16 protein-coding genes are annotated in these 20,723 nt (G+C 72.8%); 5 read left to right on the top strand and 11 right to left on the bottom strand.

The genetic code is table 11. The features are described from left to right. Window positions 1-35 precede the first annotated feature (35 nt). The 8 genes from ACIO6U_RS13100 to ACIO6U_RS13065 all read right to left on the bottom strand — a co-directional run bounded on the left by ACIO6U_RS13100 (window position 36) and on the right by ACIO6U_RS13065 (window position 9,600). Window positions 36-968, bottom strand: a complete 933-nt coding sequence (locus ACIO6U_RS13100) for a hypothetical protein (protein WP_391042370.1) — start codon at window positions 966-968, stop codon at window positions 36-38. Continuing rightward, window positions 965-3,106: a hypothetical protein gene (locus tag ACIO6U_RS13095; RefSeq protein ID WP_401718296.1), complete on the bottom strand. Its 2,142-nt coding sequence runs from the start codon at window positions 3,104-3,106 to the stop codon at window positions 965-967. Before ACIO6U_RS13095 ends, ACIO6U_RS13100 begins: the two co-directional genes overlap by 4 nt. After that, complete coding sequence (locus ACIO6U_RS13090; protein ID WP_391042366.1) at window positions 3,103-4,041, bottom strand: hypothetical protein; 939 nt, start codon at window positions 4,039-4,041, stop codon at window positions 3,103-3,105. Before ACIO6U_RS13090 ends, ACIO6U_RS13095 begins: the two co-directional genes overlap by 4 nt. Window positions 4,042-4,221: 180 nt before the next feature. Next, on the bottom strand, window positions 4,222-4,896 hold the full coding sequence (locus ACIO6U_RS13085) for a cyclic nucleotide-binding domain-containing protein (RefSeq protein ID WP_391042365.1): 675 nt from the start codon (window positions 4,894-4,896) through the stop codon (window positions 4,222-4,224). Window positions 4,897-5,026: 130 nt separating this feature from the next. Then, window positions 5,027-6,475 (bottom strand): oxygenase MpaB family protein, encoded by a 1,449-nt coding sequence (locus ACIO6U_RS13080; RefSeq protein WP_401718552.1) that lies wholly within the window; start codon window positions 6,473-6,475, stop codon window positions 5,027-5,029. Between the two features lie 386 nt (window positions 6,476-6,861). Further along, window positions 6,862-7,584: a polyprenyl diphosphate synthase gene (uppS, locus tag ACIO6U_RS13075; RefSeq protein ID WP_391043522.1), complete on the bottom strand. Its 723-nt coding sequence runs from the start codon at window positions 7,582-7,584 to the stop codon at window positions 6,862-6,864. Between the two features lie 403 nt (window positions 7,585-7,987). Next, window positions 7,988-8,497, bottom strand: coding sequence for a signal peptidase II (locus ACIO6U_RS13070; protein WP_355336475.1), 510 nt, complete (start codon window positions 8,495-8,497; stop codon window positions 7,988-7,990). A gap of 308 nt (window positions 8,498-8,805) precedes the next feature. Beyond that, complete coding sequence (locus ACIO6U_RS13065; RefSeq protein ID WP_401718292.1) at window positions 8,806-9,600, bottom strand: VOC family protein; 795 nt, start codon at window positions 9,598-9,600, stop codon at window positions 8,806-8,808. A gap of 235 nt (window positions 9,601-9,835) precedes the next feature. On the opposite strand from ACIO6U_RS13065, the gene ACIO6U_RS13060 reads away from it, so the two are divergent. Continuing rightward, window positions 9,836-10,282 carry a universal stress protein gene (locus ACIO6U_RS13060; RefSeq protein WP_401718289.1) on the top strand — a complete coding sequence of 149 codons (447 nt, stop codon included), beginning with the start codon at window positions 9,836-9,838 and terminating at the stop codon, window positions 10,280-10,282. Between the two features lie 680 nt (window positions 10,283-10,962). On the opposite strand, the gene ACIO6U_RS13055 is transcribed toward ACIO6U_RS13060, so the two are convergent. Further along, window positions 10,963-11,235 (bottom strand): helix-turn-helix transcriptional regulator, encoded by a 273-nt coding sequence (locus ACIO6U_RS13055; RefSeq protein WP_355336478.1) that lies wholly within the window; start codon window positions 11,233-11,235, stop codon window positions 10,963-10,965. 165 nt (window positions 11,236-11,400) lie between these two features. Between ACIO6U_RS13055 and ACIO6U_RS13050 the strand changes: the two genes are divergently transcribed. Next, window positions 11,401-11,883: a helix-turn-helix transcriptional regulator gene (locus ACIO6U_RS13050; RefSeq protein ID WP_355336479.1), complete on the top strand. Its 483-nt coding sequence runs from the start codon at window positions 11,401-11,403 to the stop codon at window positions 11,881-11,883. Between the two features lie 23 nt (window positions 11,884-11,906). On the opposite strand, the gene ACIO6U_RS13045 is transcribed toward ACIO6U_RS13050, so the two are convergent. Next, on the bottom strand, window positions 11,907-12,470 hold the full coding sequence (locus ACIO6U_RS13045) for a TetR family transcriptional regulator (protein WP_391159575.1): 564 nt from the start codon (window positions 12,468-12,470) through the stop codon (window positions 11,907-11,909). Between the two features lie 117 nt (window positions 12,471-12,587). On the opposite strand from ACIO6U_RS13045, the gene ACIO6U_RS13040 reads away from it, so the two are divergent. The 3 genes from ACIO6U_RS13040 to ACIO6U_RS13030 all read left to right on the top strand — a co-directional run bounded on the left by ACIO6U_RS13040 (window position 12,588) and on the right by ACIO6U_RS13030 (window position 15,444). Further along, entirely contained in the window at window positions 12,588-13,805 is a 1,218-nt protein-coding gene (locus ACIO6U_RS13040) for a zinc-binding dehydrogenase (protein WP_401718285.1), read from the top strand. A gap of 108 nt (window positions 13,806-13,913) precedes the next feature. Continuing rightward, window positions 13,914-14,303 (top strand): MmcQ/YjbR family DNA-binding protein, encoded by a 390-nt coding sequence (locus ACIO6U_RS13035; protein ID WP_355336481.1) that lies wholly within the window; start codon window positions 13,914-13,916, stop codon window positions 14,301-14,303. Window positions 14,304-14,622: 319 nt separating this feature from the next. Continuing rightward, on the top strand, window positions 14,623-15,444 hold the full coding sequence (locus ACIO6U_RS13030; RefSeq protein WP_401718282.1) for a helix-turn-helix domain-containing protein: 822 nt from the start codon (window positions 14,623-14,625) through the stop codon (window positions 15,442-15,444). Window positions 15,445-15,818: 374 nt separating this feature from the next. Here the strand turns inward: ACIO6U_RS13030 and ACIO6U_RS13025 are convergent, their stop codons facing one another. Next, window positions 15,819-20,375 (bottom strand): hypothetical protein, encoded by a 4,557-nt coding sequence (locus ACIO6U_RS13025; RefSeq protein WP_401718548.1) that lies wholly within the window; start codon window positions 20,373-20,375, stop codon window positions 15,819-15,821. Between the last annotated feature and the right edge of the window lie 348 nt (window positions 20,376-20,723).

Genomic DNA, 20,723 nt, shown 5'->3' with positions numbered 1-20,723 from the left:
GCCGTGCCCAGAGTGCCAAGTTCGCCTGACGGGTCCTACGACCTCCACGCCGAGTCTCCTGGAGCGTCCACGGGCGCCGCGGCCTGCGCGCGGCGAACTCGGTCCAACGTCTCCTCGCCGTGCGGCACACCAGTTGCACTGAGGATCTCCGCGAACTTGACGCCGATGAAGGCTCGATGAGTTCCCGTCAGTTCCCGGAGCATCGAAGCCAAGGAGTGCTCCCAACTGTCCGAGGCATCGAGCAACCCCTGGTGATCCACAGTCCATTGCAGGACGTCCTTGGCTTGGTCCGGGTGGTAAAGCAGCCACAGAGCCGCCAGGCCGTGGGGACCCCCGCCCACAACGTCGCGATAGAACCGGTACGCCTCGTGCTGGTCCGCCCCCCACAGCGACGGCAGCGCGGGCGGGGCCGGTGGCGGCGACAGGGCCGGGCGCCCCGGCCGGAAGCGGAAGGAGACGCCCAGTGGATCCAGGCGGTAGGGCTTACCGGGATCATGGCGCCCCGAGCTGAAGGGGGAAGGGCTCGCGTCGGACAGGCCGGGCCAGACGCCACTGAGCGAGGCGCTTTCGACGATTCGCCGGACCATCTCGTCCTCGGTGAGGGCGAGTCGGGCGACCACGGCGGGATCGCTCACCCACCATGCCAGGCCCTGGGGATACGTTCGGCCGGACTCGCCGCCCGAATCCCGACCGCGAGTCCGCGGTTCCACCTGGCACTCGCGTACTCGCAGCGACACCCATCGCGCGTCGCTCGCAGGCGCTCGCCAGGCGCTCATCAGGCCGAGCCGAGGGTGCCAGCCCACCGGCGCGCGGTCCTTCGGGTAGGCAACGAGGTCCTCCCCGTTCGGGTCCAACAGCACGAGTGCGCGGGCCTGGACGGCGCGACTCCACCGGAGTGCGATCAGGCACGACAGCGCTGAGGAGGTGGGCATTTCGACCAGCGGCTCGTAGACCTGCGACTCGTTCATGTGCGACTCCATTCGGCAGGACTGACGGCAGAGTGGGCGTGGTACCAAGTGAGGAGAAAGGCGACAACACCCGGCCGCCCGGTGGATTCGGCGGCGAGAGTTTCGAGCAAGGCGGCCAGCGCGACGCGGTGGCGACTGTCGGGCGATTCACCGACGGCCGTCAGCGCCGCTGACATCACTGTGTCCGTGCCCGGACTCTCCAACGCCGCCATCACCAGGGGAACCAATGCCTCCGGCTGCTCCACGACCAGTTCGGAGAGCCGCAGCTTGAGAGCGCCGGTGCGCTGACCACCGTCGACGGCGCTGCGGCCGAGTTGTTCCATTACGTACACGGCGTAGGCATGGTGGCCGGTGCCGACCTGCGCGGTGGACCATTCGGCCAGTCGACGCAGTACCGGATCCCGGTTTGCCGACTCCGTCAGCAGGGCCCTCAGCGCGAAGGACACGGCCGCGTAGAGTCTCCTGACGGTCTCCTGCTCGACGGGGCCGTCGAGCACCTTGTGCAGCAGTTGCAGGGCGGTACCCGGGCGACCCAGGCCAAAGCTGCCCGCGCAGGTCTCCGCCACTGTGCAGCGGAGATTGACATCGACGACCCGACTCCAGTCCCGCACCTGTGACGTCACCCTGCCGACCATCTGTTCGTTCTGCGCCGCCTCGCCGAGGGCGTATGCCGCCAGCCGGCGGTGCCAGCGCAGGCCCGACTTCGCGAACGCCTGGAGCGGCTGGAGCGGCCTGGTACCGGTGGCATGGCAGAGAACCCGCCCGATCGACCGCCCGGCGGTCAGGTCGTATCCGGGCTGGTACTCCCGGCTGAGAAGGACCGCGCAAAGGTGGGTTTCCATGCCCGCCCGATCCCACCAGAGTTGCCGCAGCACCTGGTCCGCACGGTGCCTGGCCGGGAAGTCGACAGCTTGGGACCAGTAGTTGGAACTGTCGCCGGGGACCAGTCGGCGTGGCAGGAGTCGCGCCTCCACACACGCCAGCCGACTTTCGAAGCTTGGTCCCAGCACGTTCGGCGGCCGGGCGCCGTGGACATCGGGCACAAGCACATCGCGGACACGCGTACGGTCGCCGTCGAGGTCGACGGCTCGGTCATGCGTGGTGTCCCACCTACCGAGGCGCTCGCGCAGCGCCGCCGCGTACGTCTGTACCGACTGGCGGTCCTCCCCGTGCAGAAGGGCGACCGCCGCGAGCAGTGCCAGTTCGTCCGGCTTACCGGCCACCTGGTCCAGAGATTGGCACACCTCGTCCGCGCCGCCCTGACTCAGGTTGGTGACAGCCTCCTCCACTGATTGGGCGCCGGCCGCCACGGCTCGCAGTTCCTCGGCGACATCCACCCCGGACTGCGGAAGTTGGTCCGCGTCGAGGTATCCGGCGAACACCGGGTCATCGAGGTACGACCAGGCGGATGAGAGGTGATCCGGCGACAACTCACCCGATTCCACGGCGGACTTCAGGTGTCCTGCGGCGACGTCGTACGCCCGCGGACGCACATGGTCCACCAGCCGATTTCGCGCTTTCACCGACTGGGCGAGATCGTCGTCCACCACGATCACCAAAGCGGCTCCGGCGTGGACCAGATGACCGGCCATCGCGCTCAGCACGACATCGTTGAGCGCGTCGACGGTCTGCGGTGTGGCGCCCGCGAGGATGTAGCCACGCGGTGCGGACGGACGCCAGCGGGCCAGGTCCTGTCCGGCATCGAGGCCGGTGATGCCGTCGGCGCCGAACCGCTCACGGAGCAGGGCGAACGCCGCGGTGGCCGCACCAGCGCCGCGGGCGCCCCGCAACAGGAGAACGCGGTCCTCCAGCACCGCACGGCATCGGGGATACGACGGGGGCTCGACAAAGCCGCGCAGCCGGTCCTCGATCTCCGCTGCGGAGTATGCGCCTTCGCGTAGCCGTGGGGTGAGGATGTTCTCGGCGGCTTCTTCGCCGTCGCGGAAGATGAGAAGATTCAGGTCTCGTCCCACATCGCCCATGTGAGCTGCGGCACCGGCGCCCACCTGCTGCCGATTGCCCTGGTACGAAGCCGACCCGGCGGGCTGGGGCGCCGGGGCGGAGCCGTCCTCGGCCCGAGGGTGCGGTATGTCCCACTCGCCGCGCACTTCGTGCGCGTCTGCGGTTTCCGCGGTCACCGGTCGTCCTCGGCACCGCCGCCGACGTGCTTGGAGCCGGAGACGTTGTCGCCGCTGCCCCAGTGCTGGTTGGCTGCGCGATGGGTTGTGGACCGGCCCGTGAAGTTGAAGTCCCCGCCCACACCCCCCATGAGCGCGGCGCTGCCGTCTCCCACTTCCTGGCTGTTGCGGTGATACGTGGCCGCCGGTGGCACACCCGGCGTTGCCGAAGCGGCCGGGGCACCAACCGCTGCGTCAGCGCTGTCGGCAGAGGGGGCCTCTTTGAGCTCCTCCCTCGCCGGAACTCCCGCACTGAGCAGGTTCCCGGATGGCGAAGGGACATAGAGCCAAGCCCGCTGGGCGAAGTTCTTGCCGTCCACTGTCGCGGGCACCTCCGTGCAGCGGTCCGGGTGCAACTGTGTGTATCCCCCGATTACGGCATCCTCATAGACACGGTTGGAGAGGATCGCGACAACGTGCGTGGTCTGCTCGCTGGCATTGGCGAGCATCGCCTTGACCTGCCGGGAGTCCAGCAACCTGTGTGTGTCGTTGCGAGGGGTGCCGTTGCCGTCGCCCGGGGCGTCCGCGTCCGGCACCGGACCGACGTGCACGCTGGCCCGCAGCCTGATCCGCGGCCCCACCTCGGAGCTGTTGTACTGACCGAGAATCTCGTCGAGTACGGGCAGGAACGGCCAGAGAACATAGGGCAGATGTATCGGGTCGAAGCCGAAGACGATGCCGTCGCCCGTACTCGCCGGGAATCGCTTCGCGTCCCTCAAGTCCTTGAGCTCCGCCTTTTCCAGTGCGCGATCGACGAGTTCGGGAATCAGCTCACTCACCGGGGCGTGCAGAACGGACGGAAGTCCGGTGAAGTCCTTCGCGTCGACCGCGAGGAGGGCGCGGTAGGGAGGCAACGGTCGGCTCTGCGACCAGGGGGCGGGAACGGTCACGCTCACAGGTGTGCTCCTGACGTCGGACGGATGCTCTGGACGGTGCAACTGCCGGTTGGCGGCCGACTCCCAGCATTCGCGTACGTCTTGAGCCGTTCTGCACAGCGCAGGGCACTCCGCGAGTGACCGCGGTCACAGCGGACACGTCTCCTTCAAGGGCTGACCGCAGAGCGGGCCGACGGGACGTCAGGCCGTATCGGCCCACGTCCGTAACCCGTCCAGGTCCTTGATCACGATCGACCGTCGCGCCGTCTCCACTGCGCCGGCGTCACGTAAGGTGCGCAGCGCCACGCCCACGGCGTTCCTGGTCACTCCGATGGACTGGGCGAGTTCTTCCTGCGTGAGGCCGGTCAACCGGACCGGCAAGTCCGGCTGTGCCGTGGCCGGTACTGATATCGGTCGACCGTGGCCCGAGCCCGCCAGTTCGACCAGTCGCACCAACGTGCGCGCGAGGCGGGTCACCAGGGGAAGGGTGAGCAACTCGGCGCGCAGCAGATCCGATTCACGCAACCGGTGCATGGCTTGGCGCATCAGGTCGATCACCAGCCCATGCCGCTCGACGTAGGCACGGAAGCGCTCGGCCTCCAGGACCACCGCCGTGCACGGGCTGAGCGCGATCACATCGGCGATCCGCGTCCTGCCGTCAAAGACCGACACCTCGCCCAGCAGGTCACCCGGTCCGCGGAAGGCGAGCAGTGTCGTGACCCCCTGATGGTCCCGGCTCACAACCTTCGCGATTCCGGTGGTGAGAGCCAGAAGATGTGTCCCGGGATCGCCCTGCCGCAGCATCACGCTGCGCGGGCGAAACCGCCGTGTCGTCCCTTGGCTCATGACGTCGCGCCACGGCTCCGCTGGCAGCACGGGGACCTTCCCTCGAACCGACGAACCTGTACATGCGATCACGGACCGGGGCCGTGGCGTCACAGAAGGTTCTACTCCCGGAACGCGACAGATGTAAGCGGGCGTCGAACGGTTCCCCGCGTGGGGGATGTCAGGCGTCGGCGAGGAGGGGGTCGTAGGGGGTGGAGCGGTGGCGGGCGGACATGAAGGTGAGGAAGTCGGTGATGAAGGCGGAACGGGTGTAGGTGGAGGCGGTGGCCGGGACGGTGCGGGTGAAGGCGGTGCGGAAGAGGGCGCGGTATTCGGTGGCGTCGATGGTCTGGTTGCCGTCCTTGTCGGTGACGTCGAAGAGGACTTCGGCGACGCGGATGAGGGCGGGGCCCGCGAGGGTGGGGGCGGCGGCGGTGTATTCGGCTCTGCTGACGCGGCCGTCGCCGTCGGTGTCGAGGGCGGACTGGAGTTCGCGCCACCAGTCGGCGTAGGCGTTGTAGAGCTTGGTCTCCTGGGGCTCGTCGAGGTCGAGGCGGGAGGACAACTCGCGGGCCATGGCGGCGAGATCGGGCCAGTCGAGGAAGCCGTCGCCGGTCTGGTCGAGGACTTCGCTGAAGAACTCGTCGGCGCTGCGCCGCGATCCGCCCGGTGTGGAGGTGCCGGTGGAGGTGGGGCCGTCGTCGGCGGACTCGCGCTGGGCGGGGAAGGGCGTGACGAGGCGGATGAAGGCGCCCGCCTGCTTCATGCGGTCGCGCACGGCGGTGACCGTGGCGTAGGCGGGGTCGTCGCTGTCGGAGGTGAGGGCCATCAGGTTGGTGAGGGTCTCGGTCCTGATCCAGCCCTCGGGGAGGAAGCGGGCCAGGCCGGCGGCCATGTAGGCGCCCTGCATCAGCGTCTGGGCGCCGGGGATCTCGGGCAGACCGGCGCGGCGGCGGAAGGGCTCGGGGAGGGACGCGACGGTGATCTGCCCGATGACGGGCCCGGCGAGCGCGCGGCCCGCCGCCCAGACGGTGGGCAGGCCGTCCAGCAGGGGCGGCGCGGGGAGGTGGTCGAAGAGCTTGTAGAGGATGATGCGCAGCGCCTCGGTGTTCTCCAGCTTCTCCTCGACCATGCGGTCGAAGTACTGCCAGAACTCCGGCAGTGTAGGGGGCAGTTGACCTGCCGGGTCTCCCAAGGCGCCGAGGAACGCCTGGAATTCGGCGTAGAGCTGCTCCATCGTCGTCTGGTCGAGCGGCTGCCCGCTCAGCCGGCACATCGTGACCGAACTCTCGAAGAGCGTCGCGACCACCCACGCGCGGACCTCGGGGTCCATCGCGTCGTACGGACGGTGCCGGGCGTCGGCGCCGTTGAGCCGCGCGTGCAGGCGGTTGAGGCGCGCCGCCTCCCGCTGCCGTACCGCGTCGTCCGCGCCGAACATCCGCTGGAGGCTGACGAGGGTGTTGCGCAGCCGCCGCCACGGGTGCGCGACGAAGGTGGAGTTGTCGGCCAGGGCCGCGCCGATCTGCGGGTGCGCCGCTTCCAGGACCGTCGCCCTGATCACCGCCAGGCCCCAGCGGGGGTCGTTGAAGAAGCGGTGGAACTGGGAGTCGGGGCCGAAGAGGGATTCGATCCGCGGGGCGGGCGCCTCCGGAGGTGGCCCTGCGGGCGGCTTGACCGGGTCCGGTGCTACGGGGTCCGGTGCTACGGCGGCGGGCGCTACGGGGTCGGGTCCTACGGCGTCCGGTGCTACGGCGTCCGGCTTCGACGCTCTCGGCTTCACCGGCTTCGCCTGCTTCACCGGTTGCACCGGCTTCGGCTTCACGGCCCGCGGTTTGACGGCCAGCGGTTCGACGACGTCCGGCTTCACGGCCCGCGGCTTCACCGCCTTCCGCTTCGCCGCGTCCGGCTTCACGGTGCCGACCGCCTCGGCCGCCCCGGTCGCCCCGGTCCCCCCGGCCGCCCGCGAACGCACGCGCTTGGAAGGCCGGTTGATGCTGCTGCTACTGCCTGTCTCCGTCACGTGCGGGACTCTCCGTTCGCGTGCGGCGGCACGCCGCCGAAGCGGCGCTTGCGTTGCTGGTACGTGTGCAGGCACTCCAGGAAGTGCGGCGCGCGGAAGTCGGGCCAGAGCACCGAGGGGAAGGTCCATTCCGCGTAAGCGACTTGCCAGAGCATGAAGTTGGAGATGCGCTGTTCACCGGAGGTCCGGATCACGAGGTCGACGTCGGGTGTGTCGGGGAAGGGCAGGTGTGCGGCGAAGTGGCTCTCGTCCACGGCGTCGGCGGACACCCCGCTGCGGATCAGGGAGCGGGCCGCCTCGACGATGTCGCCGCGTCCGCCGTGGTCGAACGCGACGGTCAGGGTCATGCGGCGGTTCGTGCGGGTGAGTGTCATCAGGTCGGCGAAGTCGCGGGCCAGCGGGGCCGGGATTCTCGGGTCGGCGACGCCGAGGAAGCGGCAGCGGATGCCGCGCGCGTGCAGGAGTGCCGCGTGTTTGCGTACGACGCGGCGCACCAGGCGCATCAGGTAGTCGACCTCGTTGCTCGGGCGGCTCCAGTTCTCGGTGGAGAACGCGTACAGGCTCAGCCACTCCACCCCGGCTCCGCGCGCCGCCTCGATGACGTCGATCACCGTCGTCTCCGCCGCGCGGTGGCCCGCCGTCCGCGGCAGCGAACGGCTCTCCGCCCAGCGGCCGTTCCCGTCCATCACACACGCGACGTGCCGCGGGGCCGGGGTCAGTGACGTGGCCCGTCGCGGCTGTCTGCCCACGCGGACTCCGGTGTCCCATACGACCGAAGTGCCGCTGTCTCGCTCCACCGTCACAGGTGCCCCCGGCCGTCACCGTCACCGCAATTGGATCAACACCTCACAGAGTCCTGGCACTTGGCCTCCGGCACATCCCGATCCGCGCATATTCACCCATGGCACGCCAGTCCGATTCCCCGCCTCCGCGACACGCGGGCGGAGGCACACCGGCGCGCGCGGAGACAGCGCCGCCTGGCCCCTGACGCCCTGGTCCCTGACCAGGAAATACGTGGCACGTAAAGGCGAGGCCGCGCCAAGAGGCCGCACCACGTGGCCGTGGAAGGACGGGCCCGCGCCGGAACCGGGACGCGCGTCAAGACGGCGACCCGCCAGGGGTCTACGCGCTGCCCACCGCGTCCGGCTCTCCGGCAGGAGATTTGGCGGCGCGCATCGGAACGCCGCGGAAGGCCTGGACGAGGACGAAGAGGGCGCCAGCCGTGACGCACTGGTCGGCGAGGTTGAAGATGCCGCCGTTGCCGACCTGGATGAAGTCGAGGACGGCGCCGCGGCCGAAGGCGGGGGTGCGGAAGAGCCGGTCGGCGAGGTTGCCGCCCGCGCCCGCGAAGAGGAAGCCGAGGCCGAGGGCCCAGCCGGTGGAGCGGACGGCGGGGGCGACGCGGGCGATGAAGACGAGGACGCAGAGGGCGAGGAAGGTGAAGACGAGGGTGGCGCGGGGTGCGAAGGAACCGGCCGCGCCGGAGTTGCGGATGGCGGTGAAGGTCACAGCGCCGCCGAACGCGTGGCTGGCCTCGTGCCCCTCGACCACGACCGCCGCGACGGCCTTCGTGGTCTGGTCCACCACGAGCCCGACGGCCGCGGTCGCCCACAGCAGGTACGTACGCCGCACCGCACACCTCCCGATCCCAGCCCCGTCCCCCATCGAGCGTACGTGGCCGCCCGCCGAAACCCCGGCCCGCACCCACGCCGACCTGCCGCCCGTACGCCCCCGGGACCGGCCCGGCCCGCACCCACGCCGACCTGCCGCCCGTACGCCCCCGGGACCGGCCCGGCCCGCACCCACGCCGACCTGCCGCCCGTACGCCCCCCGGACCGGCCCGGCCCGCACCCGCGCCGACCTGCCGCCCGCACGCCCCCGGGACCGGCCCGGCCCCGCCCGTGCCACCCTGGCCCGGCGGACAAGCGACGGCGAAACCCCTACGCCTCCGCCGGCATCTCCCCCACCGTCCGCGCGGTGTCGATGACCGAGAAGTTCGCGCCCTGCGGATCGGTGACGGCGGCGAACCGGCCGTAGGGGCTGTCCATCGGGCCGAAGCGGAGGGTGGCGCCGAGGTCGACGGCCTTCTGTACGGCGGCGTCGCAGTCGCCGACCGCGAAGTAGACGTTCACGTACGCCGGTACCTCCGGCGGGAATTCGTCACCCATGGTCATGCGGCCGAGCACCGGATTCGGGCTGCCGCCCACCTTGAAGACCTTGAAGTCCACCCCGGCGTCGGTCATTTGCTGCGCGGAGTACGTGAACGCCTTCGTCAGGAAGGCATCCGTGACGTCGGGCTCGCGCGTGAAGAACTCGGCCCAGCAGAAGGCGCCCGGCTCGCCCACCTTCGCGAAGCCCTTGTGCTGATCCGGCTGCCAGAGCCCGAAGGCCGCGCCGGTCGGCTCCTTGGCCAGCGCCATCGTGCCGAGCCGGCCCACCTGCATGGGCTCCATGAGCAGTTCGCCGCCCGCCGCCTTCACCTTCTCCGCAGTCGCCGCCGCGTCCGGGGTGGCGAAGTACAGGTTCCAGGCCGACTTCCCCTCTTCTCCCGGCATCGGCGGGACCACGCCCGCGACGGCCTCCCCGTCCGAGAACGCCTGCGCGTAATCGCCGAATTCGCTCGCGCTCTCCCCGAACGTCCAGCCCAGCACGTCGGCGTAGAAACGCTTGGCCCCTTCCAGGTCCACGAACATGGCGTCCACCCAGCACGGTGCGCCTTCCGGGAAATCAGTCATGACCCGCGACTCCCTCCCAATGAATGTGACGTACATCACTTACGTACGTCTCCACGCTAGTCAGTCCTCGCGCTCCCCGCACGGCGAGGGAACGGTGACGGGCGACGGAGAGCGGAAACGTACGAAGTGGCCATGGTCACCACCGTTCCGGGAATGCGCGCCCGGCGGCCGGAGGCTGAGGGAGTACGGAGGCCGCACCTCCCGTGAGACCCCTTCGGACAAGGAAGTTGACCCCATGTACAAGAAGATCCTCGCCGCTGTCGACGGTTCGGCCCACGGCAGTGCCGTCCTCGACGCGGTGTCGGCGCTCGCCAAGCTGACCGGCGGGACGGTGCAGGTCATCCACATCCGGCCGTCGCAGGTGATCTCCGGGGGGATCACCAGCACAGTGGTGCCGGTGGAGGAGAGCGCCGAGAGCCGCAAGGTCGTGGACGACGCGCTCGCACGGCTGCGCGCGGACGGCATCACCGCCGACGGCGAGGTGGACGAGGGCCTGACCGAGGACCTGGCCGCGATACTCGTCGAGCGCGCCGAAGCCCTCGGCAGCGACCTCATCGCCGTCGGCCCCGGCCACTACAGCGGCATCTCCGCGCTTCTGCACCCGAGCGTCAGCCGCGCCGTCGCGAAGTCGTCTCCCGTGTCGGTCCTGCTGGTCCACAGCGAGGCCGGGGCCACCGTCTGACCTGCCCCTTCCCCTTTCCGGATCGCCCCACTGCCCGCCACCCCCGGTTCCGCACCCGGCCGGGGACGGCGGGCAGCGTCGTGCCCGGAGCCTTACGCGGGGCCGCGCCCGAAGCCGTACGCGGACGGGGGCGGCGCCACCGAGGACAAGCGGCACCACCGGAGGACAGGCGGCACCACCGGAGGACAAGCGGGACCACCGGAGGACAGGCGGCAGCACCGGAAGACAAGCGACGACACCGGCAGAAACGGTCAAGCGGGGCAATTCACCGACCGCCGGACACGGAGAGTACGGCCGCGTAACCTGACCGTCAGCCGGGCGCCTGGACGCTGGTGCCCTCTCCGTACATCGCATTCGGCGGTGTCCGGAGAGAGGAGCAGTGCAGTGGCGCGTCACCGCAGGCCGAAGAGGCTGCGGACTACCGATCGATTACGCATGGGCTGGTGGCTCGTCCAGATTGCCGTCTGGATCCATCAGCACGTCAACGACCGGTAATCCGGCTGGGCGGGGGCCGTCTTCGTGGGATGCGGCGGCGGCCTCCGCGTACTCATCTCATGATGTGCCGCCCCGGCCCCGCGGGCCGCGAGTCGCACGACTTTGGCATATGCCAATCCACGCGTCGAGCGTTCCTTCGCGTGCGCGCCCCGGCCTCATCCGGCCGCGGCGTGCGCCCCCCGGCCTCATTCGGCCGCGCCTTCAGGAGCGGCGGTACGGACCGCGCCCGCGTGGCGCTTGCGCTCCAGGACGACGAGCGGGCAGTTCAGCGCATCGGCGATCTTGATGAGATTGGCCGGGGTGGCGCTGCGCCAGCCCGACTCGATCTCACCCATGAGCTGCTCCGAAATGCCGACCTGGTCGGCGAGCGCCCGCTTGGTCAGCCCGGACTTCTCCCGCGCCCAGGTGACGGCCTCGGGCTCCTGATGGAGCCTGCTCGGCCGGGTGCGGTGCGACATGGGCAAAAACTAGCGCGTAGTAGCGCGTAGCACAAGTATTTATCGGGAACTACGCACACCTGCGCACGTTGTCGCCGCGCATATGTGCAGGCCAGACCGGCCGATACCCGCCCCTCTTCGCCGTATCGCTGGACGCATAATGCGTAGTTGTGCGAAGCTCGCCGCATGACTGAGCGCCCGGACGCGCCGCCCGAGGGGGAGCTGATCAAGGTCGCGCTCGCGGCGTCCGGCCTTTCCCAGCGGGAGGCCTCGCGGCGAGCCGGCATGAGCGACACGCGGTGGCGGCAGATCGTCAGCGGTTACCAGTCGGTCGACGGGACACCGGTCCCCGTCCGCGGCCGTGACGAGACGCTGGCCCGGATGGCGCATGTCGTCGGCGTACGCCCGGAGCAGTTCGAGGACGTCGGCCGCCCCGACGCCGCCGAGGAGCTGCGCGACCTCACGGCCCGCAAGCGCGACATCGACGCCGCCTCGGCCATCCCCTCCGGCGCGTACGACCGCCTGGAGGAGCGCTGGCACCTGGTGGAAGCCGTGCTGCGCACCGCGCGCGAGGGGCTGAGCCCGTCCGAGGACAGCAGCCTCGTCGGCCGGGTGCACGGGCTGCTGGCGCAGGACCCGGACGGTTTCACGCCCAAGGCCCCTGGCTAGCAGCCGACTTCACCCGTCGGCGCTCAGGCCGCGCCGGAGGACGGCGCGCTCGCCCGTACCAACTCCCGTGCCAGACCGACGCTTTCCGCGAGTGTGTCGAGCGGCAGCGGCTGGGTGGCGAGCGCGCCCTCGTGCAGCAGAAGGAGCCGGGTGGCCAGGGCGGCGGGGGACGCGCAGGCCGCCGCGGTGGCGAGGCGCTCGAAGAGGCCGAGCAGCCAGAGCTTCTGGTCCGCGGCGACGCGGTGTGCGGGGTGCGCGGGGTCGGGGAGTTCGGCCAGGGCGTTGATGAACGCGCATCCGCGGGTGTTGGTCGCGCTCCAGGTCCGCAGCGCCTCGAAGGGCGCGGTGACGGCCTCGACGGGGTCGTCGCAGGCGTCGACGGCGGCGCGGACGAGGGCCCGCCAGCGCCGGTCGCGCTCGCCGAGGTAGACCGCCACGAGCCGGTCCTTCGAGCCGAACTGGTTGTACAGCGTCCGCTTGGTCACGCCCGAGTGCTCGGCGATCAGGTCCACGCCCACCGCCGTGATCCCGCGCCCGTAGAACAGCTCCTCGGCAGCCGCCGCGATACGGCGGCCCGCGGCGGTCATGGGCCGTACGTCGCCCGCTTCCGTCTCCTGGACCTCCGGCATCGGGCCCCCCTTCACTGATCGGTGTACCGTGGGTTGATGTTCACAGATCAGTGTACTCAGGAGGACGGTGGAGCGATGAGCGTGCCCGGGACCATGCGTGCGGTACGGATCGCCGGTCACGGCGGGCCGGAGGTGCTGGAGGCGGTGGAGGTGGCCGTGCCCGCCCCGGGGGCGGGCGAGGTGCTGGTCGAGGTCGCCGCCGTCGCGCTCAACAACACCGACCTGTGGACGCGCGAGGGCGCGTACGGGAGCCCGCAGGACGCGACGGCGCTGTCCGGCTGGCGCGGGCCGATCGACTTTCCGCGGATCCAGGGGGCCGACGTGGCCGGGCGGGTCGTGGCGGTCGGGCCACGGGAGGACGTCTCCGCCGACGGGGGCGCTGGCTTCGAAGGGGGCACTGGCCTCGACGGGGGCGCTGTGGTTGACCGGGATACGGCGCGGGCGGTTGACGGGGACACGGCGCGGGCGGTCGCCGGGAAGGTCGCCGAGGCGGCGGCCCGGGGCACGGCCGCGGAGCCGAACCCGTACGCGGGCCTCCTCGGCCGCCGCGTCGTCATCGACCCGGCCGTCTACGACTCCGACCACCAGGACGCGAATCCCATCGGCCTCATGGGCAGCGAACGCGACGGCGGCTACGCCGAATACGTGACCGCGCCGGTCGGCCGCGTGCACGACATGACCGAATCCCCGCTCACGGACGACCAGTTGGCGTCGCTGCCGACCGCGTACGGCACGGCGCTCGGCATGATCGAGCGCGGCGGGCTGCGGGACGGCGAAACCGCCCTGGTCTCCGGCGCGTCCGGCGGTGTCGGCCTCGCCCTGACCCAACTTGCCCGCGCGCGCGGCGCGAAGGTGCTCGCCGTCAGCAGCGGTTCCAAGGCCGACGCGGTCCGCGCGGCGGGCGCGCACGTCGTCATCGACCGCGCGCGGGACGTCGCCGGGCAGATCCGCGCCGCCGCCCCGGACGGCATCGGCATCGGACTCGACGTCGTCGCCGGGAAGTTGGTGAGCGCGTGCCTGCCGCTGCTGCGCGAGGGCGGCCGATGGGTGGTCGCGGGGGCGCTCGGCGGGTACGGCGTCACCTTGGACGTACGCCGTCTGTATCTGCACAACGCGCGGGTGATCGGCTCCTCGATGCACACGCCCGCGCACTTCGGGCTCCTCATGGACCTGGCGCGCGAGGGCGCTGTCCGGCCGGTCGTCGCGGCAACGTTCCCGCTCGCGCGGGCCGCGCGGGCGCAGGAGGAACTGGCCCGCAGGGGGCACGTGGGGAAGATCGTGCTGCACCCGTAGGCCCGCCCGCGGCGCCGGGCGGCGGCCTCCCCCGCACGCGCGCCCCGCCGTGGTGGAATTGGGTGCGTTCGAGCGAGGCGGGCGCGCGGGCACGCGGACGGAGCCGGGATGGGGAGAGTCGTGGGGCGGCGGGCAGTGCTGGGGAGCGGGGATGTGCGGCGCGTGGCGCTCGGGCTGCCCGGGACCGTCGAGAAGGAGCTGTGGGGACATCCCACGTTCCATGTCGGCCGCCGGATGTATGTGACGGTGCCCGACGACGGGACGTCGTTCGCGGTGCGCTGTCCGCGGCACGAGCGCGCGGAGCTGATCGCCTCGGAGCCGGAGAAGTTCTGGGTGCCCGCGCACGAGGCCCACTCGTCGTGGGTACGGGCGCGGCTGGCGGCGCTCGAGGACGAGGGCGAGCTGTACGACATCCTGCTCGACTCGTGGCAGCAGGCGGCTCCGCAAGAGCTGGTCGAGACGTTCCCGGCGAACGGCCGCCGCCCCGAACGGAATTGATTCACCCGGCGGCCGGGGGCTGCCCATCAATCCGCGCTGCCGTGGAATCAATCTCGCGGGCGTCGCATACGGGGTCCGCGGGGATCGTCGCGGAAGGGCAGCACCGCCGATGGACGAAGCACGTCCGTACGCATGGGAGTTGGGGCAGGTCTGGCTGACGGTGGTGCGCCCGCCGGGACCGCTGACCGTACGGCCGGGGGCGGGGCCGGGGCGGGGATCGGGGCCGGGGCTTGGGCTTGGGCTTGGGCAGGGACAGGGGCCTGGACGTGGACCGGGGCATGGGCCTGGGCCGGGGGTCGACCACTGGCGGCTGGCGCTGGTGTCGGAGGGGCCGCTGACGCTGCGCCGGGCGGACGGGGTGGACCGGGGGGACCTGAGCGCTGCCGGGAACGGTGCCGGGAACGTCGGCCGGACCGGTGGCGGAGACCTCGGCGGGGACGCGGAGCGCGACCGGGCCGGTACGCGGCTGGAGGCCGGCGAGCTGGGGCTGTGGGAGCCCTCACGGCCGTTGCTCGTCAGGGCGGTTGAGTCCGCTGCGCCGCGAGGGCGGGCGATCGTGCTGCACCTGCCGCGCGAGGCGGTGCCGGTGCCCGCCAGGTCGCTGAGGCACCTGGTCGCGCGCCCGCTCCCCTCCGACACCGGACCCGCCGCGCTGCTGGCGCACTACGTCGAAGGGCTCGCCGACCAGGCGGCCGGTTCCGTGCTCGCCCCGCAAGGCGCGCGCCTCGGCTCGGCGGCGCTGAGCCTGGCCACGGCCTTCCTGGCCCAGCTCGCCGAACCGGCGGCCGTACCCGCGTCCCGCACCCTCGAACTCCGCTGCGCCATAGGCGAGTACATCGACCGCCACCTCGCCGCGCCCTGGCTGTCGCCCGCCGCCATCGCCTCCGCGCACCACATCTCGGTGCGCTACCTGCACCACCTCTTCCGCCAGGACGGCGGCCGTACGGTCGGCGGACACGTCCGCGCCGAACGGCTCGACCGCTGCCGGGCCGATCTGGCCGACCCTCGGATGGCGCACCGCAGCGTCAGCCGGATCTGCGCGCGGTGGGGCTTCCCGGACGCGGCGGTCTTCGGCCGTGCCTTCAAGAAGGAGTACGGCGTCGCGCCCGGCGCCTACCGCAGGCGGCTGTTGAGCGCGTGAGCGTCCACACCGCCCCCGCACACGCCCGCCGGGCGGGCGACCGTACGCCCGAACTCCCCGCCCCCACACGACCGGTCGGCCGAGGCGCGACCCCTGCCCCCATCGCGGCTCACTGCGGTCGTCCTCCCCGATCGTCGTCGCCACTGACGACCCGCACCGCGCGCCGCGCTCTCGGCCCACCGGCCCCGGGCACCCTCCCCCGTGCGCCGGGCCACCGAGTCTGCCGGGGGCCGAGCCGCCCGTCATCGGCCCTGTGCGCAGGGGAGTTGACCGAGAGCGCAATGCCGGGCCCGCGCGGCGCGGGCCTCAGCGGGCGGTGGTGCGGCAGACCGGGCGGGCCTCAGCGGGCCGTGGTGCCGCAGACCGGGCGGGCCTCAGCGGGCCGTGGTGCCGCAGACCGGGTGGGCCGGTTCGTCGGGGAGATACGTGCCGCGCTCCTGCCGGGTGAGGTCGCGGCCGACCGCGCGGCAGACGGCGGTGACGGCCGCCGCGGGGTCCGGCAGGTCAACGGCCCAGAGCCGCACGGTCTGTTGCGGGTCGAGGACGAGGAGCGTGTGCGCGTCGGGGCCGAAGGCGAGGTCGGTTGCGGAGCGGGGCGCCGCCGTGAGGGTGGCCCGCACGTGTCCGGTGGCCACGTCCAGGAGGTGCACGGGCCCGTCCCAGTCGCCCGCCGCGACGGTCCGGCGGTCGGGGGTGAAGGCCACCGACGTCACGGGCGCGGTACGGCCGGTGGCCAGCGCGCGGGTGCGGCCGGTCGTCAGGTCGGCGAGCAGGACGTGACCGTCCCAGGTGCCGACGGCGGCCGTGCGCCCGTCCGAGCTGAGCGCGACGCCCGAGTCCACCATGGGCATGCTGCCCGAACTGCCGTGCACAGGAGCGCCGTTGAGGATGGACCGGGTCACCCCCGTGCCCAGGTCGACGAGCGCGACCGCGCCGTCCACGGTCTGCGCGGCCACGATCCGGCCGTCCGGGCCGAAGACGGGTCCCGTACCGGGTGCGATCCACACCCGGAAGGTCGTACGGAAGCGGTGCGCGCGCACGTCCCACGGCCGCAACCGGCCGTCGTAGTCGGCGATGACGAGCGTACGGCCGTCGGGGCTGAACGCCAGGCCGCCCGCGTTCCCGGCCGCCGCAAGGGTGGCGGTGACCTGCCCCGACACCGTGTCCCACAGCCGCACCGAGCCCTCACCGTCCCAACTGGCCACCGTGCGACCGTCCTTGGTGACGGCAACCGCGACCGGCGGCGGTCCCGGGGACGGACCGGCCAGGACGCGCACATGTCCGGTGGCCGTGTCGCGCAGCCGGAGTCCGCCGTCCGTTCCGCCCAGTACGACGCCACCGCCGCCGAAGGCCGCCGCCGCGACACCGGGCAGGACGGCGGGGCCGTTCGTCACGTCCCACAGCCGTACGGTGCGGTCCGCGCCCGCCGTCGCGAGGGTGCGGCCGTCGGGGCTGAAGGCGAGCGCGCGGACGGTGCCCGTGTGACCGGACAGCACCGCGCGGGCCCTGCCCGTGGCCACGTCCCAGATCCGTACCGTCCGGTCGTCGCCGCCGGTCGCGAGGGTGCGGCCGTCCGGGCTGAACGCCAGCGCGCCGACCTGGCCCGCGTGCCCGGACAGCACCGCGCGTACGCGGCCGGTCGCCGCGTCCCGGATCCGCACCTTGCCGTCGGCGAAGTCCCCCGTGGCCACGCTGCGGCCGTCCGGGCCGCACGCGAGATCGAGGAAGTCCCCTCCGTCGTCCGGGACTTCGTGGGCCTGCGACCTGGCGGCGAAGTCGGCCAGCGGGCGGCCGGTCCGGGTGTCCCACTCGCGGATCCGTCCGGCGTCGGACATCGCCACCACGTGCCCGCCCGCGCAGAACGCCATCGGTCCCGGGATCTTCTCGCGGCTGGTGACGATCCGCCGGTCGCGGCCGGTCGCCACGTCCCACAACCTGATCGCGCCGCCGCGGTCCGCGGTGACGGCGGTGCGGGCGTCGGGGCCGAGTTCCCAGTCCAGCGGCGGCTCAGCGCCGAGGGCCACGGTCCTGGCCGCCCGGCCGCCCTCGGCGGACACCGGGCGCAGGTCCAACTCCCCTTTCCAGCCGGTGATCGCGAGGGTACGGCCGTCCGCGCCGTACGCCAGCGCGGTCGCGCCCGCGCTCGGGTGGCCGACCGTCGAGCGGACCCGGCCGCCCGCCGCGTCCCACTGGATCACCGTGCCCGCGCTGTCGCCGGTCGCGAGGGTGCGGCCATCCGGGCTGAACGCCAGTGATTCCACGTCGTGTTCGCGGTCCGGCGGGCGCAGGACGGCTTCGAGGGGCAGCGCGGCGGCGGCTTCGAGGCTGACCACCGCCTCGATGGTGGGGCTCTCGCGGTACGCCTGGACGGCCAGCAGCGAGGCGAGTTCGGGGTCGGAGCCGACGAGCGCGTCCGACGTGGTGGCGAGCTGCCGCGACAGCGCGACCTGCCGGGCGGCGTCGGCGGCCCTGCGCTGCCGCTCGTTGCTGCGGCTCTGCGTCCACGCCGTCGCCCCGGCCGCCACGGCCAGGACGAGGAGTACGGACAGGGTCGCCGTCAACGCCCGCAGTCTGCGGGTGGTTCGGGCGGCGGCCTGTTCCTCGCGGCGGCGGGCGGCGGTGCTGGCGTCGAGAAACGCCCGCTCGGTGGGCGTGAGTTCGTCGGGTCCGCCGTCCGCCGCCGCCGGGAACGCCTCCTCGGCCGGGAACGCCTCCTCGGCCGCCGCGAGCCGCGAGCCCCGGTACAACGCGCCCGGCTCGCGGTCGAGTTCGTGCCACATCACCGCCGCGTCGGTGAGCCGACGGTGCACGCGCAGCCGGGTCCGCTCGGCGTCGATCCAGGACCGCAGCCGTGGCCACGCCTGGATGAGGGCTTCATGGGCGAGGTCGACGGTCCCGTCGTCCACGGTGATCAGCCGGGCCCCGGCCAGCTCGTCCAGGACGACGGCGGTGTCGTCCGCGCCCAGGGCGAGTTCGGCGCGGGCCACCGGTCTGCGGGTGTCGGGGGTGCCGTCGCCCGGCATGACCAGGCGGAGCAGCACGCGGCGCGCGAGGGCCGCCTGCTCGGCGGTGAGCCGGTGGTAAAGGTCCTCCGCCGTACGGGAGATGGCGCCGTGCAGACCACCGGCCTCGTCGTACGCCCGCTCGGTCAGCGCCCGGCCGGCGCGCCGCCGCCACGTCTCCAGCAGCGCGTGCGACATCAACGGCAGCCCACCCGGCTCCCCCACGACCTCCGCGACCACCCGCGCGGACAGCGCCCTCTCCACGATCAGCCCCGCGGCCTGCGCCGGCCGCACCACCGCCTCCCGCAGCTCGTCCCGGTCCATCGGCCCCGCCAGCAGCGTCGCGTCCTGCAACGCCCCGATCAGCCGCGGATGCTCCGCACACCGCCCCAAGAAGTCCGCCCGCACGGCGATCACCACCCGCGTCCGCCCCGCCGGATGCGCCGCGGCCAACAGCCGCTCGATGAACCCCTCCCGCTCCGCCGCGTCGGCACACAGCGTGAACAGCTCCTCAAACTGATCCACAATCAGCCAGGTATCCCCCCCGCCACCCTCCGCACCGGACCCCGCACCCACCCCCCGACCACCCTCCGGCCCAAGTCCCGGACCAGCCCCCCGACCGCCGGTCGCGCCGATCGCCGTACCAGCCGTGAAGCCAGCCGCGCCAGCGCCCTCCGAGCCGGACTCGGAGCCGGACTCGGAGCCGGACTCGGAGCCGGACTCGGAGCCGGTCACATGCCCAGCCGCCGGACCACCGGTGCCCGTCGCACGACCGCCCGCCAAGCCGGACGCCGGACCGGCCGCCAGCCCAGCCACGCGACCATCGGACGAATCCGGCGCCGCACTCGCGGCCGAGGCGGTCACCGGACCAGACGCGTGCCCGTCCGCCGGACCGGCCTCCGGGCCTCGCTCCGCATCGGCCGTCGTACCCGTCGCACGACCGCCCTCCAAGCCGGACGCCGAACCGGACGCGTGCCCGGCAGGGCGACCGCCCTCCGGGCTGGGCTCGGAGCCGATCACGTGCCCAGTCGCCGGACCACCCGCCACGCCAGGCCCCGGACCAGCCGCAAGCCCAGCCGCCCGACCGCCGGTCGAATCCGGCGCCGCACTCGCGGCCGAGGCGGTCACCGGACCGGACGCGTGCCCGTCCGCCGGACCACCCTCCGGGCCTCGCTCCGGATCGGCCGACGTGCCCGTCGCACGACCGCCCGCCAGCCCGCGATCCGAACCGCTCACGGACTCAGCCGCCCGACCGCCCTTCGAATCCGTCACACCCCTGGCAGCCGGGCCGGGTCCCGGGGCAGCCGCCCGACCGTCGGTCGAATCCGTCGCCGCACTCGCGGCCGAGGCGGTCGCGGGACCACCCTCCGGATCGGCCGTCGTACCCGTCGCACGACCGCCCGCCGGGCCGGGGGCCGGACCGCCCGCGGTGCTGGCCGCAGGGTCGTACTCGGAGCTCGCCGCAGGCGTCAGGTGGGGGGCGTGGTCGCGGAGCGGATGGGCGCCGGGGGTGAGGATGCGGAGGGCGGCGGGGCGGGTGGCGGGGTCGGCGACTTGCTGGAGGCGGGGGATGAGGCCGGCGCGCAGGAGGGAGGACTTGCCGCTGCCGGAGGGGCCGAAGACGGCGGTGAAGCGGCGGCGGGCGGTGAGTTCCAGCAGGCGGTCGGTGAGGCGGTCGCGGCCGAAGAAGATGTCGGCGTCGCCCGCTTCGAACCGGGCCAGGCCCCGGTAGGGCGCCGGATCGTCGCCGTCCTCGGCGTCCCGCGGCCCCGCCGCCCGCGTGGCCGCCGCCCGCCAGCGCCGCTCCCAGTCGGCCGGATCGCCGCCGCACGCGCGGACGTACGCCAGGACCACCGGCAGCGTCGCCAACGTCTCGCCGGAGGCGGCCCGCGACAGCGTGCTCGCGCCGAAACCCGCACCCCTGGCCATCGTCCGGTACGTCGGCTTGCCCGCCGCCTCCCGCAAGTCGCGCAACTCGCGCGCCAGTTGGCGTACCGGGTCGTCGCCCGGCGCCATCTCCTTCTCCGGACGTCCCGACACCGCGCACTCCCCTCGACGGACAGAGCTGCCACGCTACGCAGACCCGCGCCCCACGGGGACGGCCACGGCCCGGAATTGCACTGGGTGCACACCGCTGCCGCATACCTCCCCGGCGGGGCACCGTCCTCCTCCCGTACGGCGCGCGGACGGCTCCGTAAACGTTGCCGGAAGCCTTGACAGGGGCTGGGGCAAGGCCGACTCTCGCGTGGAGAGAGCGCTCTCACGCAACCCCCCACA

The sequence above is a fragment of the Streptomyces sp. NPDC087422 genome (genome assembly GCF_044744145.1).
In the GTDB taxonomy this organism is placed as follows: Bacteria; Actinomycetota; Actinomycetes; order Streptomycetales; family Streptomycetaceae; genus Actinacidiphila.
The sequence above is the reverse complement of the archived record's forward strand: the minus strand, read 5'-3'. Positions and strand labels throughout refer to the sequence as shown.